The sequence below is a fragment of the Cupriavidus sp. 01L46 genome, from assembly GCF_056399905.1.
In genome coordinates, this window is record NZ_JBFTSF010000138.1 from 1 (window position 1) to 15935 (window position 15935).

Here is a 15935-nt window from a genome sequence, read left to right on the forward strand (position 1 = left end):
GTTGCAGATAGGTCGCAAGGTCAATGCTGCGCCGCCGGCCGCGCGTGCCGAGCTGTGGATGCGAACGGCTGGCGATGCAGACAAAGTCCTCCTCGTACAGCTTCGTTTGCACCATGAGCTTCGGCGCGGACAGGTGCCCGCCAATCGCAACATCGACCACGCCCTGGTCGAGCTGCTCGTAGATGGCCGCCCGGTCCAGCGCCATGATGCGCAGACCGATGTCCGGTGCCTGTCGCCTCAGCCGACTGATGACATACGGCAGCAGGACGATGGCAGCGTAATCGGTGGCTGCGATGGTAAAGCTGCGCCCGGCAGGTGCGGCGGGGTCGAAGGCGACCGACTGGCCCACCGCCTGGCGAACGTGGTCGAGCGCGGATGACATCCCCGGCATCATCGCGTGCGCCAGCTCGGTCCACGCGGCGATTCACGAAGCGCATCCCCATATCGTCGCGGCGGCGCATACCCATTCCAACTACGGCAAGGCGTGGTCCACGCTCGGACGCCAGCTCGATCCGCTGCCGCAGGACGCATGCTCGCTTCTTGAAGACCACGTGCCGCTCGACGATTTCACGGGGATGACCTCCGAAGACCACCGGATAGACCAGGCGCTGGACAAGGGCAATGGCCAGACCCACAAGGGCGCGATCCTGAAGAACCACGGCATCCTGGCCGCCGGCCCAACCGTCGAAGCCACGGCCTGGTGGCATATCGCCCTCGAAAACGCCGCCCATACCCAGTTGCTGGCCGAGGCCACCGGTACGCCGCAGCCTATCGACAAAGCGACCGCCCGCCATACGCACGGACAGGTGGGCGGCAACGAAGGATCGCTGCACGCCCTCGAAGGCCTCTATGCGGGGCTGGTGGAGGCCGAGCCCGACCTGCTGGACTGACCACGCTTCAGCCCTCCTCTCTCACCCCCGTCCGGATCACGGCACGGGGGCGCAGCCTTTCCCCATTCCGCTGCACMACCCAGTACGCCCCCCGCCTTGACATGTCTCACACGTTCTCGTGCATGCCCCTGTGCGCGCCACAGGAAGACCACTTAGGTCCTGTGAGCTGCTCACCAAGCTGGGCTGCCCAGCCACAGCAGCGTCTTCATATGCTTCCGTAAAACCGTTCGTTTGCTTCCCAACGGCACGGCCCTAAGCTACGTCCATGTATTGCAAGGCGGACACKAATGCCGCCCGACGACTGAGAAGGAGCAACGGACGATGATCGTGCAGGCCGGAATTGCAGAGGACGCCCAGGACACCAGCCTGGGCCTGGCTGCCTACGCGGCGCTGCGCCGCGACATCCTGTCCTGCAAGCTGGTGCCCGGCGCGCTGGTCACCGAAGGCGAGCTGATGACCACCTACGGCTTCGGCAAGAACAGCTGTCGCATCGCGCTCACGCGGCTGGCGCACGACCGCCTGATCTTCGCCCGGCCACGCCGTGGCTATCAGGTGGCACCCATCACGCTCAAGGACGTCGAGGAAGTATTCGCCCTGCGCGTGCAGCTGGAACCAATGGCCGCCCGGCTGGCCATCGGCCGCGTCGATACGGCACTGCTGCACGGGCTGGAGGCGGCGTGCCGCGATGAGTACGCGATTCCGGCGCCGCGCCGCATCGACAAGTTCATGGATGCGAACAAGCAGTTCCACCTGGCCATCGTCCACGCCAGCGGCAACGAGCGGCTGACGCGCACGCTGTCGTCGCTGATGGACGAGATGTCGCGGCTCGTCGCGCTGGGCTTCAACGTCCAGCGCGTGCGTCCCGAGATCCGCCATGACCACAACTCGCTGATCAAGGCGTTCGAGGATCACGACGAAAAGGCCGCCGAAACAATTGCGCGCCGCCACATCGAGGCATTCCGCGCCCAAACCATGGAGAAGGTCTACGCCAGTCTGTCGCAGGCTGGGACCTACCTGCCGATGCGTGTGGCGGGGGGTGTCGCATGAATCCGYCCGTTCTGTCTGCACAGGGCATCGTCAAGCGCTTTGGCACCACCACGATCCTCGACCGGATCGACGTGACCGTGCGTCGCGGCGAGGTACTGGCACTGGTAGGTCCGTCTGGCTGCGGCAAGAGCACGCTGCTCAACATCCTGTCCGGGCTGTTGACCCCGGACGCCGGCCAGCTCGCGGTGGACGGCGTGCCCGCGACGCAGGTATCCGACTGGCGTCGCATCGCCTACATGTTCCAGGAGGACCGGCTGCTACCGTGGCGCACCGTGCACGACAACGTCGCGTTCGGCCTTGAGGCCAGCGGCCTGCCGCGGGCCGATCGCCGCCGTCGCGCAGACGACATGCTGGAACTCGTTGGCCTGCACGCGCGTGGCGATGCGTGGCCACACGAGCTGTCGGGTGGCATGCGCAGCCGCGTGGCGCTGGCCCGCAGCCTGGCCGTCCAACCCGAAGTCCTGCTGATGGACGAGCCCTTCTCGAAGCTCGATCCCCAGACGCGCAGCCAGATGCACGAGGAACTGCTGCGCATCCAGGCGGGCAATGGCATGACCGTGGTGTTCGTGACGCACGATATGGAAGAAGCCGTGGTGCTGGCCGACCGTGTAGTCCGGCTCGCAGCCTGGCCGGGGCGCGTGGCCGACGTTGTCAACCTGGCGGAACTGGTCCGGCCGCGCGTGCCCACCGAGCCCGTCGTGGCAGAACAGGTCCGCGTACTGCGCGCCGCGGCATGAGGAGCGCCGCCGTGACCACGACCGTCGCCCGTCATTTCGCCACGCTGGTGCTGCAGCGCCTGCTGCTGGTTGCCCTGCTGCTTGGGCTCTGGTGGTGGGGCGCCACACGCGTGCCATCGTTCGTGCTGCCTGACCCTGAGAAAGTCGGCCTGGCCCTGATGTCGCTGTGGCACAGCGACACCTTCACCGCCGACGTGGCCGCCACGTGCCGACGGGTGCTGTCGGGTTTCGTGCTGGCCACCATCGTTGGCAGCGGCCTGGGGCTGACGCTCGGCGCCAGCCGCGTCCTGGCCCGTTTCTTCGAGCCCGTACTGACGGTCTTCAACACCGTGTCGTCGGCCATCTGGGCGATCTTCGCGATCATCTGGTTCGGCATTTCCGATGCCACGACGGTCTTTGTCGTGTTCATGACAGCCATGCCACTGATCCTGACCAATGTCTGGGAAGGCACCAAGACCGTCGATCCGCACTATGTCGACCTGGCGCGCAGCTTCCGCATGTCACGCCTGCATGTGCTGCGCAAGATCTACGTGCCGACGATCCTGCCCCATTTCTTTGCCGGTGCGCGACTGGCGTTCGGTTTCGGCTGGCGGGTATCGCTGGTGGCCGAAACGATCGGATCGTCCAGCGGCATCGGGTATCGGCTGCGGCAAGCCGCCGACCTGGTGCAGACCGATCAGGTTTTCGCGTGGACCGTCCTGCTGGTCGGCCTGATGCTGCTGCTCGAAGGCGGCCTGCTCAAGCCCGCCGAGCGCTGGCTGTTCCGCTGGAAAGCGTCTGCGCGGCAACCGTCCACCCCCTCCGTTTCCTTTCAAGTCTGAGGACTTTATCGTGCGCAAGTTACTGTCAGCGGCCGCCGCCGCGTTTTCCGCCTATTCCGTATTCATTGCGCTGTCCTACGCCGCGATCACCCCGGCCACGGCCAGTGCCGCCGAGCCGGCTCCCGTCGTCAAGATTGGCTACTGGACCAGCGGTGTGAGCCTTGGCTACGGCTCGGTTCTGGAAGCCAGGGATTTTCTCGCCAAGCGTGGCGTGCGCGCCGAGTTCGTTCACTTTCCCGACGTCAACGCGCCACTGCGGGCGTTGGCTTCCGGATCGATCGATCTCGCATTCGGCGCACCCGTAGCCGGCGTGTTCGGCATCGCCGCATCGGGCGTCCCCATCCGCATCTTTTCCGCGACGCAACCCGCCGATGTGCAGTTCGTCGTGCCGAAGGATTCACCGATCCAGTCGATCCGTGAACTCAAGGGCAAGAAGGTGGGCATGTCGCCCGCTGGCTCCTCGGTCGCGGTGATTGCCGGCGCCGTGCTGGCCGGCAACTATCAGATCAAGAGCAGCGATTTCGCGCTGGTCGGTGGCAACKAATCGCGCCTGGCGCAATTCCTGGTGCAGAAGCAGGTGGATGCGGCCGCGCTGCGCTCGGTCACCGTGGAGCAGCTCGGCGACGAACTGCCGGTGCGCAAGCTGGGCACGTTCGCCACCGAGTGGAAGACGCTGACCCAGTCCGACGCCGTGCCCTACATCGGCGTGGGCGCYGCSCGCKCSGAYCTGGTCGACAACCATCCSGARRTSGTGGCMCGCGTRATTGCYGCMTTGCGCGACACGCTGGCCTGGGGCAACGCMAATCGCGAYGAAGTCGYYCAGATCCTGCAAAAAAAGGCCAACCTGCCGGCCGACGATGCCAAGGTCTATGTCAACCACTGGAACGACATGAACCGCGTGGCCTTCGAGCCGGCGGACATCGCCACGCTGCGCCGCCAGCATGCCGTGTTCGTCGAGTCCGGCCTGGTCAAGGGCGAACTCAAGGACGACCTGTTTGCCCGCAAGCCCTACGAGCAGGCCAAGGCGCTCAAGTAAACCCGCCCGCCCGATCTCCAGCCTATTTTCCTTTCGTTTCCCTTCCCCCAAGGAATCCATCGTGACCCAATCCATGCAAGCGCTGGTGCTCGACGCACACGGCACCATCAAAGAACAGCTGCACGTCGTCGCCAACAAGCCCGTGCCGATGGCCGACGAAGGCCACGTCGTGATCCGGGTGGGAGCGTCGTCCTTCAACTATCACGACGTGTTCACCGTACACGGCATGCCCGGCATCAAGGTGCCGTTTCCGGTCGTGATCGGCCTGGACCTGGCCGGCACGATCGCCGAACTGGGCGCCGGCGTCACCKGGTGGAAGGTCGGCGACCGCGTGCTGGTGAACCCGCTCAAGCCCGGCGTGGGCCTGATGGGCGAAATGGCCGATGGTGGCATGGCCGAGTTTGCGCGGGTGGACGCGCGCCAGCTGATCGCCCTGCCCGACAACGTCACGTTCGCCCAGGCCGCCGCGCTGCCGGTGGCCTATGGCACGGCACATCGGATGCTGATCACCCACCAGACCGTCAAGGCCGGCGACAAGGTGCTTGTGCTTGGCGCCAGCGGCGGCGTGGGAACCGCCACGGTGCTGCTCGCAAAGATGCTAGGCGCCGAAGTCATTGCCGCGGCGGGCTCCGACGAGAAGGGCGAGCGCCTCAAGGCACTGGGCGCTGACCACATCATCAACTATCGCGAAGTCGACTTCGGAAAGTGGGTCATCGAGCGTTACGGCAAGCCGCAGCGACGCACCTTCGAGGGCGGCGTGGATGTCATCGTCAATTTCACCGGCGGCGATACGTGGCTGCCGTCGATCAAGAGCCTGAAGCGCGGCGGCACGCTGCTCGTGTGCGGCGCCACGGCCGGCCATGACCCCAAKGAAGACCTGCGCTACGTCTGGAGCTTCGAGCTGAACATCAAGGGGTCGAACAGCTTCTACGACGACAACCTCAAGGCCCTGCTGGCACTGGTTGCCGAAGGCAAGCTCGATCCGGTGATCGACAGCGTGCTACCGCTCGACCAGGCCGCCAGGGGGCTGGCGCTGATCCGCGACCGCGCCGTGCTGGGCAAGGTCGTGGTGACGCCGTAAGGCGTCGGCCCGCACGCGGGCCTCGCACACTTCTACTCACCGACATCCGGACCAGAACATGACACAGACCACCACCCTCCCCTCCGCCGCCGACGTGCAGGCACGACTGCTGCGCGGCCCCTATCACCAATGGCTCGGCCTGCAGGTCGCATCGGTCGCCGAAGGCGAGATCACGCTGACCGCGAAGTTCCGCGACGAATGGATCGTCAACCCGGACGGCGGCTACATTCATGGCGGCATCCTGGCCGCGCTGGTCGACCTTGGCGCCGACTGGGCGCTGGTATCGCACACCGGCAAGGGTGTGCCGACAGTGGACCTGCGCGTTGACTACCATCGCCCGGCGCGCGGCGATCTGAAGGTCGTGGGCACCGTCATCAAGATCGGCCGCCTGGTGAGCGTGGCCGAGGCCAACGTCTACGATGCCGAAGACCGCCTGGTAGCCAGCGGCCGCGGCGTCTACGCCACCCCTGCGCAGGCCTGAAGCATCATGGCAACTGAAGCGCACGCGGCTTTTGACCGCAATCTAGGCCGCAACCTCGGCAGCGTGATTGCTCGCGACGCCGATCCCGCCGCGCTGGCCATCGTCGGCATCGGTGCCAACGGCGCGGCCTCCCGGCGTACGTTTGGCGACATCGACGTCGCCGCCGACGCCGTTGCGCGGGGCCTGCTCCGGCGAGGCCTGGCGCAGGGCGACCGCATCGCGCTGCTTGGCGTGAATTCGGTCGACTACGTGGAGTCGCTGCTCGGCATCATGCGCGCCGGGCTGGTCGCAGTGCCGGTGAACTTCAAGCTGCCACAGGCACTGGTCGACTATATCGTCGCCGACAGCGGCGCAAGGCTTGTGCTGTGCGACAAGGCGCACCATGCGCAGGTGCCCGCCGGCGTGCCGGCCATCGTGTTCGGGTCGCCCGATCACGACGCCCCGTGTGCGCCGGATGACGATACCACTCCCTTCACGCCGTACGCGCCCGCCGATGACGACCTGGCGCTGCTGCTCTATACGTCCGGCTCCACGGGGCGCCCCAAGGGTGTACGCCTGAGCCACGCCAGCCACCTCTGGGTGGTGCAGGCACGCCAGGCCAGCACGCCGCTTGCCAACGAGCGCGTGCTGATTGCCGCGCCGCTGTACCACATGAACGCGCTGGCGCTGATCCTGCTGGCGTTGGCCTGCCACGCGCCATCGGTGCTGCTGCCCCAGTTCCAGGCCGCGGCCTACATCGACGCCATCGGACGCTACCAGTGCACGTGGTTGACGGCCGTACCGCCGATGATTGCGATGATGCTTCGCGAGCATGCATTGCTGGCGCGCACCGACCTGAGCAGCGTGCGGGCGGTGCGGATGGGGTCCGCTCCGGTCAGCCCCGCGCTGAGGGCGCAGATCCATCAGCTGTTGCCCAATGCGCGCGTCATCAACGCCTATGGCACCACCGAGGGCGGCCCAGTCGTTTTCGGCCCGCATCCGGATGGACTGCCCACGCCAGCGCAATCGGTCGGCTATCCGCATCCCGCCGTGGCGGTGCGGCTGATCGACGAGCAGGGTCAGGCATCCGACGAAGGCGTGCTCGAGCTGCGCAGCCCCGGGCTGATGCTTGGCTACCACGGGCGCGCGGAGTTGCGGCCATTCACCGCTGACGGCTACTACATCACCGGCGACGTGTTCCGCCGCGACGCCGAGGGCTTCTACGCCTTCGTGGGCCGGCGCGACGACATGTTCGTGAGCGGCGGCGAGAACCTCTACCCGGGCGAGATCGAGAAAGCGCTGGAGCGGCACGAAGCCGTGCAGCAGGCCAGCGTCGTGCCGGTGCCTGACGAGATCAAGGGCACCAAGCCAGTGGCCTTCGTAGTGCTGCGTCCGGGCATCGCGCCGCCCACTGAGCACGCGCTGCGCGAATGGTCGCTGACGCAGCTGGCCGCCTATCAGCATCCGCGCCGGATCTGGTATGTCGATGCGCTGCCACTGGCCGCCACGCAGAAGATCGATCGCCGCGCGCTGGCCGACGAAGCCGTGCGCCTGCTGGTTCCCTAAAGACCCACCCGATTGCAATCCGCAGGAGTCAATGATGTTGTTCCGCAAGCCGGCGAGCGCCGGCGCCATTCTCGCCGCGCTCGGCACCACCACGCTGTTCGCCGCCTCGGCCCAGGCGCTCGATGAAGTCACGGTGGCCCTGGCCATTCCGCCCGCCGTCCACGATGGGGCGCCTTACGCCGCCGCCGAGGCCCTGGGCCTGTTCAAGGAAGCCAACCTCAGCGTCAAGACCATCGTCTTCCAGGGCGCCGGTGCCCTGCTGCCCCAGGTGGCGGCCAAGCGCGTGACGTTCGGCTACCCGACTTCGGAACCGGTTATCGCGAGCTACTTTTCGGGCAAGGATCCGCTGCCACTGCGCTATTTTTATAACGGGGTGCCGGGCAACACGATGGAATTCGCCGTGCTGGCCGACTCCCCGATCCGCACCCTGGGCGACCTCAAGGGCAAGCAGATTGGCGTGGGCGCGCTGACATGGGGCACGATTCCGGGCGGCCGCGCGGCGCTGCGTATCGCAGGGCTGGAGCCGGGCAAGACCGTCGAGTACGTGGCCGTCGGGGCGCTCGGCGCCGGGTTTCAGGCGCTGCGTACCCATCGCGTCGATGCGCTGAACTTCAACAGCAGTTGGGACGACCTGCTTGAATTCTCCGGCACCCGGATCCGGCGCATCGCCTATCCGGCGGTGTTCCAGGAGACGGCCGGCAACGGCTTTATCGCCCACGTCGACACCCTGCGCGACCAGCCCGACCTGGTGCGCCGCTTTGGCCGCGCCTACACCCAGGCCCAGATCGTTTGCGAGGCGAATCCAGCGTTCTGCATCAAGGCGTTCTGGCGGCAGCACCCCGAATCCAGGCCGGCGGGCGGCGAAGCCAAACAACTTGCCGAAGCCTCCGAGCTGCTGACGCGCCGTCTGAAGCGCGTGCTGTACACGCCTTCCGGCGCGCCACGCGTGCCGGGGCAATATGATCTGCCCGCCATCCAGCGCGGCATCGAAGCCATGGCCAAGGCCGGGGAGTATCCCAGCGCGGATGTACCGCTGCAAAAGATCTTCTCGAACGAATTTGTCTCGGCGTTCAGCGACTTCGATCGCGCCGCGCTGGTGCGTCGCGCAAAGGCAGCCCAATGACCCGGCCCCAGCACGCACGGATCGATATCGCGCCGACTGACGCGCTGGTCGATGTGCCGCGCGAGATCACGCTGCGCGGATTCAACAGTGGCGAACGCGTGACCCTGACCGCCACCTTGCATCATCCGGACGGCAGCCAATGGGAAAGCCACGCGGTGCTGACAGCGGATGCCGACGGCACGGTTCCGGTCGGCGCCACGGCTCCCGCCAGCGGCGACTGGATCGTTGCCGACGCCACCGCACCGGTCTGGGCCATGYGGCGCCTGCGCACCCCGACGCGCCCGACATGGAGCGACGGCATCGCACCGCTGGACATCGCGCTGACCGCCACGGGCCAATGTGGCGCACAGGCACGGGCGCAATACACATTGCGTTTCCTGGCGCCCGGCGTCACGCATCGCCCGGTCCGCGAGTCGGGGCTCAGCGGCACCCTGTACACCCCGGCTGGTGCCGGTCCGCACCCGGCAGTACTGGTGCTGGCGGGTTCGGGCGGCGGCATGCACGAACAACGCGCTGCACTATATGCGGCGCACGGCTAACCAGGTCGAACAGCATCTTCGTGACGCACGTATCATCCCGCTCTACGAAGGTGCCAACGGCATTCAAGCCATGGACTTCCTTGGACGCAAAGTTCTCCTCGACCAGGGCACACGGCTGGAGATGTTCCTTGCACTCGTCACCGAGTTCATCAACGCGAATGCCGATAAACCAGTCCTGCGGGAGTTCACCGCCCCGCTTTCGAGCGCGACTGATGTGTTGCGGAATGCGACGCACGAAGTATCGATGCAAGCCAAGGCGGATCCTCACGCCTTGGGAAGCGTTGCTGCATCATACCTTCGGCTTGCCGGTCATGTCGGTCTAGCATGGATGTGGGCACGTATGGCTGCGATCGGGCTCGTCAACGCCGCCTCTGCCGATCCGATCTATGCATCGAAAGTCGCGACGGCGCGCTTCTATTTCAAGAAGCTGCTACCCGAAATAGAATCTCTGGCAGCGGCGATCGCCGCCGGCTCCGGTCCGATCATGGAGCTTGATTTCGGCTAACGCCTCCACTTTCGCTATGGTCTGTTTGGCGGCTGCCGCACCAGAATCGGCTGCCGCCAGGACATACAGAGTTTGCTCCATATCTGGGCGCCGAAGAAGTTTGGCTCTGAAACCAAGCGCAGCATGGGTAAATATGACAATGCCGAGTTCCAATTCTGGATCTTGATCCCGTATAGGCTCAAGATCTCGTTTGTCCGACTCCGGCCGCCGGCCACGCCAACATCACAACGGCGATCATGCGGTCCAATTCGCCCCTGCTAGCCCCCGCCTGCGGCAAATTCAAGATCGATTGCATCACGCCGAGAAAATACCAAGCCAGCGCAGCGACATCTGCATCAGTTGGCAGTTCGCCATCTKCAATTGCTTCCCGAAGCAGACCTTCGAGCAGATCGCGCTGCTGACTCATCCCCGAGAGCGCCGCCTCCTGCCCTGCTGCCGGCAGATCGACTAGCTCGGCACAGCTTCGTGTGAGCAGGCAACCAGGGGGGCGACGGGACCCCATCGGCAGCAGCCCCCGTAGCAGCGCCTCGAGCCGCGCACGGGCACTGCCGCCCTCGTATGACTTCATCCTCCGTAGCACCCGATCCGTATAAGTTGCAAGTGCCATCTGGAACAGGCCATCTTTGTCCTTAAAACGTTGGTAAAGGCTTGAACGCGATAGTCCGGTCGCTTCCGTCAACACGTTGATCGATGTAGCCGCGTATCCGTGACGCCAGAAGGCATCCAGGGCTGCATCAACGACGGCACCTTCGTCGTATTGCGGCTTACCACTCATTGAAATACCCTTTGACAAATTGGACCGATCGTTCCAAGATATGTGAACCGATCGTTCCAAGATATGTGGATCGTTCGTTCCATGATACATCTTAGAGGCACTAACCATGATCAATCCCACCAAAGCTAAGATCAGGAAACCTCGGATCGCCATCGCGGGGGCAACAGGACGCGTTGGCGCTACATTGACGACGTTGCTCGCCGCCGACCCAATCGACCTGGTCGCGCTAACGCGCCAACCCAGCACAGCGCGACTGCCCGAAGGGGTGATCCCATTCGAGGTCGACTTCAAACGTGCGGACACGCTTGAGGAGACCCTACGCGGCGTCGACCGGCTCTTCATCGCGCACGGCACCTCCCTCGAACAGGTCGCCAACGAAATCGCGTTGATCGATGCAGCAGTTGCATCAGGCGTTCGGCACATCGTCAAACTGTCCGCCCTTGGTCCCGCGACCCGACTTCTTCCCATCGCTTGGCACATGCAGATCGAAGCGCATTTGGCACAGCAGCCGATCGCATCTACCGTCTTGCGCCCTAGCACTTTCAGCCATGTGCTCAAGCGTCTGGGGCCACACATCGCCGCCGGTTCCTGGGCCGGCGCCGCGGGTAACGGGCGTGTGAACTTCATCGATACCCGCGACGTTGCTGAAGTGGCCCGCATTGCATTGCTCGAGGAAATCGAGCCGGCGTCGCAACGTGCGTACCACCTGTCTGGTCCACGTGCGTGGACCATGAACCAGGTGGCAGAGGAGTTGGCCCGCCTACTTGGACATCCGGTTACTTACGTCGAACGTTCGCCTGCCGAGCAGAGAGAGGCTCTGCTCGGCGCCGGACTTGCTCCGCTCGTAGCCGATCTTTTGGTTGGACTCGACCAAATGTTCCGCGAGTCTGTGATCKCCGAAACGACCTCGACGGTCGAGGAACTGACCGGAAAGGCCCCACGTTCGTTAACGGAATGGTTGACCGACAACCTAGACGTTTTTCGAGCGTGAGCTCTCCATCGGTTGGTGTCCCAGGAAGTGGGGTAAGTCTTGTGCCACTCGCTGCGCGGCAAAGCGCGTAGGGCGTCGCCCGAAGCGGCTTGCCGCGCAGCGACCATTTCGTTCTGGGTGGCCATCGTGAAGTCTGGATTAGTTTGATGTGCGATCCACCGAACTTTGTCCTTGAAGGAAATCACGATGACCAACGCCACTACGGCACCCCGGGGGCCGCTTAACGCATTAGCGCGTCGCTGCCCTGCGAAAATCAGACGGCGTGACGCCGGTCGCCTTCTTAAATGCGGTGCTGAAGTGCTGAGCGTGGCTGAAGCCGCAATCCAGGGCGACTTCAGTTGCGGTGCGACGAGGATCCAAGAGGAACTCTTTGGCCCGCTCGAGACGCAAACCGTACACAAAGCGCAATGGCGTCTGCCCGGCACTTTCTCGAAAAGCCCGCATGAAATGTCGGGGACTGACACCGGCAACTTGCGCCAAGCCCTTGATTGTGAACGGTCGCGACAAGTCGGCCTCGATGTAGTCGATAACGCGCCGCAAGCTGCTAGGTGGGAGGCCACCGCACGGCCGAATGGCGGCTCGCTGGCTGCCGTCGACCCGCGCCAGGAGGGCGAGTGCTTGCATTGCCCAGCCTTCGGCGAACAACCCGTAAAGGCTGTCTGCATTGCGCGCCTCACGGCATAGGACCGAAAGTCCACGTTGGAGATCTTCGTTGCCAAAGGCAATCAACGGCCGATTGAAGTGGCAGCCGGCTTCGGCGGCAATGGCCGGGTCCAGGAAGACCACCGTGTAGTCGAAGCACGGTGCTACGTCGAACTCGCCTTCGACCGAAATCGAGGCCGGGAACAGCGCAAGGTTTGTTCCTTGTGTTATTCCCGAGTGGATGCGGCGGCCATCGAGTTGCAGATGCAACTCTTTGAGGCCGTTACGAAACCAGAACAGCGCGAGCCGCGGTTGACGAAAACGCCAAGAGATGGGCCCGGTGGCCCGACGCGCAAGGACTTCGACATGGGTGGTGCGCGAGTCAACAATGGTGCCGGATATGAGATCGCCCCCAACCTCGCGGTATTCAGCTTGTGAGTCAAGGTGACCATGCATTTCTAACCTCCACTTCGTCCTTACGTCCAGCCTCATTGTGCGCGCAGCCGATTAGCCTCGCAAGCGAATCAGTCGCTGGTGACGACCCCTTATGGGGAGGGTCGCTGACGCATGGACGTCAACCGCGTTCGCTTTGCCCCCGCGCATCGTGCACCTTGGCTCGACTCGTGCTGGTCTGAAGCAATAGCGATGCGATGAGCCAAGACAACGGGTCCGCGAGGGGCCCGGCATCAAGCACAGTGGATCGGCGATTTAGGTCTAGCCGATGGCGTCGCCACATCTCGGTGAAAGGCGCTGCTGGCCGATTGCAGCGTCGGCCACACCGGCGCGCCTGATCTCGGCGCTCACCCCCATGGACCTCGCAACGCGATTTGCTTGGCAAAAAACGCCGCCCCTGTTCCTTCTCTCAGAACTTGACGTTCCCAATGCCCTTCAATTGCAAGATTTCCCGGGCTTCGTTTGGGCTGGCGATTTCGAGTCCAAGCCCCTCGATAATCTGGCGCGCCTGCCGCACCTGTGCGGCATTGCTCTCGGCGAGCGTGCCCCGTCCAAGCCACAGGCTGTCTTCCAATCCGACGCGCACATTGCCGCCCATACTGGCAGACATTCCTGCAAGGCGAAGCTGATCTTTGCCTGCCCCCAGCACCGACCAGTGATAGTCATTGCCGAACAACCGATCGGCCGTCCGCTTCATGTGCAACACGTCGTCAGGATGCGTGCCAATACCTCCCAGGATGCCGAACACGGTCTGAACAAAGAACGGCGCCTTGACCAGACCGCGCTCGACGAAGTGCGCCAAATTGTAGAGGTGGCTGACGTCGTAGCACTCGAATTCGAAGCGCGTGTCGTTGGCGGCACATTGCGCTAGGGCGTATTCAATATCCTTAAAGGTGTTTCGGAAAATCAGGTCACGACTGGCTTCGAGCGCTTCGCGCTCCCAGGCATGCTTAAATTCCTTGAAACGCGCCAGCATTGGGAACAGCGCGAAGTTCATAGAGCCCATATTGAGTGAAGCCAACTCGGGCGCAAAGCGCATTGACGGCTGAATGCGCTCCTCGATCGTCATGTAGGGCGAGCCGCCACTTGTGATATTTAACACTGCATCGGTGCGTGCCTTGATTTGCGGCAAGAATCGGCCAAATGCATCGGGGCTCTGGTCCGGCTTGCCCGTGACAGGATCGCGAGCATGAAGGTKAATGATCGCGGCGCCCGCCTCGGCCGCGCCGACAGAGGCTTCAATGATCTCCTCCGGTGTGACCGGTAGATACCGTGACATTGAGGGCGTATGAATCGCACCGGTGACAGCACATGTGATGATGACTTTGCTCATATATGAATCAGGAAGTCCGCATCAGGCGGCTTGCATCCGCTGTTGCCAGCTTAGGGCGGGTTGACTTCATTGACTTGTCTTCTCCTATCTTCGGTACGAGGTTCGGGATGCGGCGGGGCCGATACCTCGCCCCGGGTAGTCCGAGCATGGCGCGCRCTGGTTGAATCGAATGGCATGGCGCAAGCACTCTTCGAGCCTCATGGCCGGCGAACCGCCGGGCGTTAGATTCACGACTCAGTTGGAGCGCGCCCGGACCGCTGCGGGATCGGCTCGAGTCGCCCGGTAGTGCGGTCCGGCTGGCAGGTTCTGGGTCGCCGGCATGCAGATGCACGATGGCCGGACCTCACACGCGAGGGGCTTCGGGCAGGCGTTCACCCCCGCGCACGACGTATTTGGCGGGATACAGTGTGACGAGAACCTCGACTTCGTCTTCCGTTGCCCCGGTGCACGCGCTCCAGATCGAGCTCACTTTTTTGGCCAGCGATAGTATGGCGCCGTCGCTGCGCCCATCACGTATGTGGCAGAAGATCAGCGTTTCGGAAGTGGGCTCTCCCGAACGGTAGAGGTTGTCGGGCGTGGCTTCATGGAATACGACGCTAATCAAGTCGAGCGGCGAAAGGATGATCTCCCTGATCGCGCTCGTGAGCTCGCTGGCGATCCTGGCTTTGACGCCAGCTTCGATTCCGACCTTGCATTCGCAAACAATGATGGGCATGTTGTGTCTCCGTGAAAATAGGGCTGCTGAGGCCTCAGTCTCTCGGAACGTCGCCGCTGGTGATTGCATTGGGGTGCCACCACTTGCTTGGAAGTGCCATGACATGCGGTCGTGCCGCCGGTCCTCCGCTAGACGCTCGGGCGCCGCAGGAGCGGCTGACGGCAGCTTTGGCACAAGCTGGCGGCCTGTTGTGAGGAATCGGAATTCGCCGGCCTACGTTTTTCGAAACATCAATGACTTAACAGTTGTCCATCGGGGCACGCCCGACCCCGAAGGGGGGCGCAGCGGCTCTAGTGGACGCAGCGCTTGCACGGCGCGCTTGAGCAGCACGATCCAGTCGTCCAGTTCTTCTATGATGGCCTCGGCTTGGTCCACGATGGTCGGACCAGTGGTTGGATACGACAATGTGTTCCTGTGCCTCAATGCGCTTCCCTGCTCGATCGATGACCCTTTGCATTTCGTCCAGGTCTTCCAACGCTTCCTGTAAGTTGCGCGTGTCCTCTACCCCTGGTTGCATCATGGACCCCATGCTGATCTGGTGCTGATGCCTCGGTTTTAGATGAGATATGAAGGCCTCGGTATAGGGGGCGTCCTACAAGGCAGACATTGTGCCTGGAGGGCTCGTGTGGCCGGGGAGCATGGCTTGCGGCTGGTATAACCTTACACGCGTGGAGAACGTGCGCAACGGAGCCAGACCAGCCGGATTCGGGGGCGGGCGCCGTCGGTGTTGAAGGAAATGCACTTGGCGCGAATCGGTCTCAAAGGTCAGGGCTGCAGTGCCGCTCCCAGACGGGCAGGGCAATGGTGATCGCTTCGGGTGCGAAGGCGGAGCAACACAGGGCTGGCGAACTCAATCTCATCTGCAAGGCTAAAACTGATGCGGGCCCCGTCGCGGTCGAATGAACTGTAAGAATCTTGGCGCGATCGAACTCAATTGACCTTACTAGGCACTTTTTTGCTGCTTCAAAGGAATCCAGCCTTGGAAGCCCTGAATGATGGCCCAGAGCTTCTGCGGGATCTCGATAGCCGGAAGCTTCGCAGGATCAAGCTCAACGTCCACCTCCTGACCCTGTTGAACACGGCTCACCCAATCCGGGTTGATGATCAAGCCCCGGCCAAGCGCGACCATTGATAACCCAGTATCCACTGCTCGGCTGGCATGGTCGGGGGTCAGGATGCTGCCGGCAGCGAGCACTGGAACCCGTTTGGCAACCCGTTCGA

The 15935-nt window shown here is 63.7% G+C and carries 17 protein-coding genes and 1 pseudogene; 12 read left to right on the forward strand and 6 right to left on the reverse strand.

What is annotated here, in order from left to right:
- A partial coding sequence (locus tag AC1DS3_RS22650) for a LysR substrate-binding domain-containing protein (protein WP_477127989.1) occupies positions 1-394 on the reverse strand: 394 nt, incomplete at its 3' end.
- Between the two features lie 7 nt (positions 395-401).
- On the opposite strand from AC1DS3_RS22650, the pseudogene AC1DS3_RS22655 reads away from it, so the two are divergent.
- The 11 genes and pseudogenes from AC1DS3_RS22655 to AC1DS3_RS22705 all read left to right on the forward strand — a co-directional run.
- Positions 402-890, forward strand: a pseudogene (locus AC1DS3_RS22655) (class II aldolase/adducin family protein); the annotation flags it as partial.
- Positions 891-1211: 321 nt separating this feature from the next.
- Positions 1212-1937, forward strand: coding sequence for a GntR family transcriptional regulator (locus AC1DS3_RS22660; RefSeq protein ID WP_441633125.1), 726 nt, complete (start codon positions 1212-1214; stop codon positions 1935-1937).
- A complete protein-coding gene (locus tag AC1DS3_RS22665) occupies positions 1934-2674 on the forward strand; it encodes an ABC transporter ATP-binding protein (RefSeq protein ID WP_477127990.1) in 741 nt (246 codons plus the stop codon). The genes AC1DS3_RS22660 and AC1DS3_RS22665 overlap by 4 nt, the downstream gene beginning before the upstream one ends.
- A gap of 11 nt (positions 2675-2685) precedes the next feature.
- Positions 2686-3495 carry an ABC transporter permease gene (locus tag AC1DS3_RS22670; protein ID WP_441633129.1) on the forward strand — a complete coding sequence of 270 codons (810 nt, stop codon included), beginning with the start codon at positions 2686-2688 and terminating at the stop codon, positions 3493-3495.
- Between the two features lie 10 nt (positions 3496-3505).
- The gene (locus tag AC1DS3_RS22675) at positions 3506-4531 is read left to right on the forward strand and encodes an ABC transporter substrate-binding protein (RefSeq protein ID WP_477127991.1); all 1026 of its coding nucleotides are present in this window, start codon (positions 3506-3508) and stop codon (positions 4529-4531) included.
- Between the two features lie 73 nt (positions 4532-4604).
- A complete protein-coding gene (locus AC1DS3_RS22680) occupies positions 4605-5612 on the forward strand; it encodes a zinc-binding dehydrogenase (protein ID WP_477127998.1) in 1008 nt (335 codons plus the stop codon).
- A gap of 58 nt (positions 5613-5670) precedes the next feature.
- The gene (locus AC1DS3_RS22685; RefSeq protein ID WP_441633133.1) at positions 5671-6093 is read left to right on the forward strand and encodes a PaaI family thioesterase; all 423 of its coding nucleotides are present in this window, start codon (positions 5671-5673) and stop codon (positions 6091-6093) included.
- A gap of 6 nt (positions 6094-6099) precedes the next feature.
- Positions 6100-7638: a class I adenylate-forming enzyme family protein gene (locus AC1DS3_RS22690; RefSeq protein WP_441633135.1), complete on the forward strand. Its 1539-nt coding sequence runs from the start codon at positions 6100-6102 to the stop codon at positions 7636-7638.
- A 31-nt stretch (positions 7639-7669) separates the two neighbouring features.
- Positions 7670-8761, forward strand: coding sequence for an ABC transporter substrate-binding protein (locus AC1DS3_RS22695; protein WP_441633136.1), 1092 nt, complete (start codon positions 7670-7672; stop codon positions 8759-8761).
- Positions 8758-9300, forward strand: a complete 543-nt coding sequence (locus AC1DS3_RS22700; RefSeq protein ID WP_477127992.1) for an acyl-CoA thioesterase/BAAT N-terminal domain-containing protein — start codon at positions 8758-8760, stop codon at positions 9298-9300. Before AC1DS3_RS22695 ends, AC1DS3_RS22700 begins: the two co-directional genes overlap by 4 nt.
- Positions 9284-9805 carry an acyl-CoA dehydrogenase C-terminal domain-containing protein gene (locus AC1DS3_RS22705; RefSeq protein ID WP_477127993.1) on the forward strand — a complete coding sequence of 174 codons (522 nt, stop codon included), beginning with the start codon at positions 9284-9286 and terminating at the stop codon, positions 9803-9805. Before AC1DS3_RS22700 ends, AC1DS3_RS22705 begins: the two co-directional genes overlap by 17 nt.
- Before the next feature lie 178 nt (positions 9806-9983).
- On the opposite strand, the gene AC1DS3_RS22710 is transcribed toward AC1DS3_RS22705, so the two are convergent.
- Positions 9984-10580, reverse strand: coding sequence for a TetR/AcrR family transcriptional regulator (locus tag AC1DS3_RS22710; protein ID WP_477127994.1), 597 nt, complete (start codon positions 10578-10580; stop codon positions 9984-9986).
- Between the two features lie 106 nt (positions 10581-10686).
- Here AC1DS3_RS22710 and AC1DS3_RS22715 point away from each other — a divergent pair, with 106 nt between their 5' ends.
- A complete protein-coding gene (locus AC1DS3_RS22715; protein ID WP_477127995.1) occupies positions 10687-11571 on the forward strand; it encodes an NAD(P)H-binding protein in 885 nt (294 codons plus the stop codon).
- 228 nt (positions 11572-11799) lie between these two features.
- On the opposite strand, the gene AC1DS3_RS22720 is transcribed toward AC1DS3_RS22715, so the two are convergent.
- The 4 genes from AC1DS3_RS22720 to AC1DS3_RS22735 all read right to left on the reverse strand — a co-directional run.
- A complete protein-coding gene (locus tag AC1DS3_RS22720) occupies positions 11800-12669 on the reverse strand; it encodes an AraC family transcriptional regulator (protein WP_441641172.1) in 870 nt (289 codons plus the stop codon).
- A 406-nt stretch (positions 12670-13075) separates the two neighbouring features.
- On the reverse strand, positions 13076-13999 hold the full coding sequence (gene kce, locus AC1DS3_RS22725) for a 3,5-dioxohexanoate:acetyl-CoA acetone transferase (protein ID WP_477127996.1): 924 nt from the start codon (positions 13997-13999) through the stop codon (positions 13076-13078).
- Between the two features lie 343 nt (positions 14000-14342).
- The gene (locus AC1DS3_RS22730) at positions 14343-14714 is read right to left on the reverse strand and encodes a tautomerase family protein (RefSeq protein WP_041680734.1); all 372 of its coding nucleotides are present in this window, start codon (positions 14712-14714) and stop codon (positions 14343-14345) included.
- Between the two features lie 943 nt (positions 14715-15657).
- Positions 15658-15935 (reverse strand): oxidoreductase (locus tag AC1DS3_RS22735; protein ID WP_477127997.1); only part of this gene is annotated, 278 nt, incomplete at its 5' end.

Coding starts and splice junctions, on each gene's coding strand:
- AC1DS3_RS22660 (WP_441633125.1), top strand. CDS start 1,212: ATGATCGTGCAGGCCGGAATTGCAGAGGACGCCCAGGACACCAGCCTG.
- AC1DS3_RS22685 (WP_441633133.1), top strand. CDS start 5,671: ATGACACAGACCACCACCCTCCCCTCCGCCGCCGACGTGCAGGCACGA.
- AC1DS3_RS22690 (WP_441633135.1), top strand. CDS start 6,100: ATGGCAACTGAAGCGCACGCGGCTTTTGACCGCAATCTAGGCCGCAAC.
- AC1DS3_RS22695 (WP_441633136.1), top strand. CDS start 7,670: ATGATGTTGTTCCGCAAGCCGGCGAGCGCCGGCGCCATTCTCGCCGCG.
- AC1DS3_RS22705 (WP_477127993.1), top strand. CDS start 9,284: ATGCGGCGCACGGCTAACCAGGTCGAACAGCATCTTCGTGACGCACGT.
- AC1DS3_RS22720 (WP_441641172.1), bottom strand. CDS start 12,669: ATGCATGGTCACCTTGACTCACAAGCTGAATACCGCGAGGTTGGGGGC.
- AC1DS3_RS22730 (WP_041680734.1), bottom strand. CDS start 14,714: ATGCCCATCATTGTTTGCGAATGCAAGGTCGGAATCGAAGCTGGCGTC.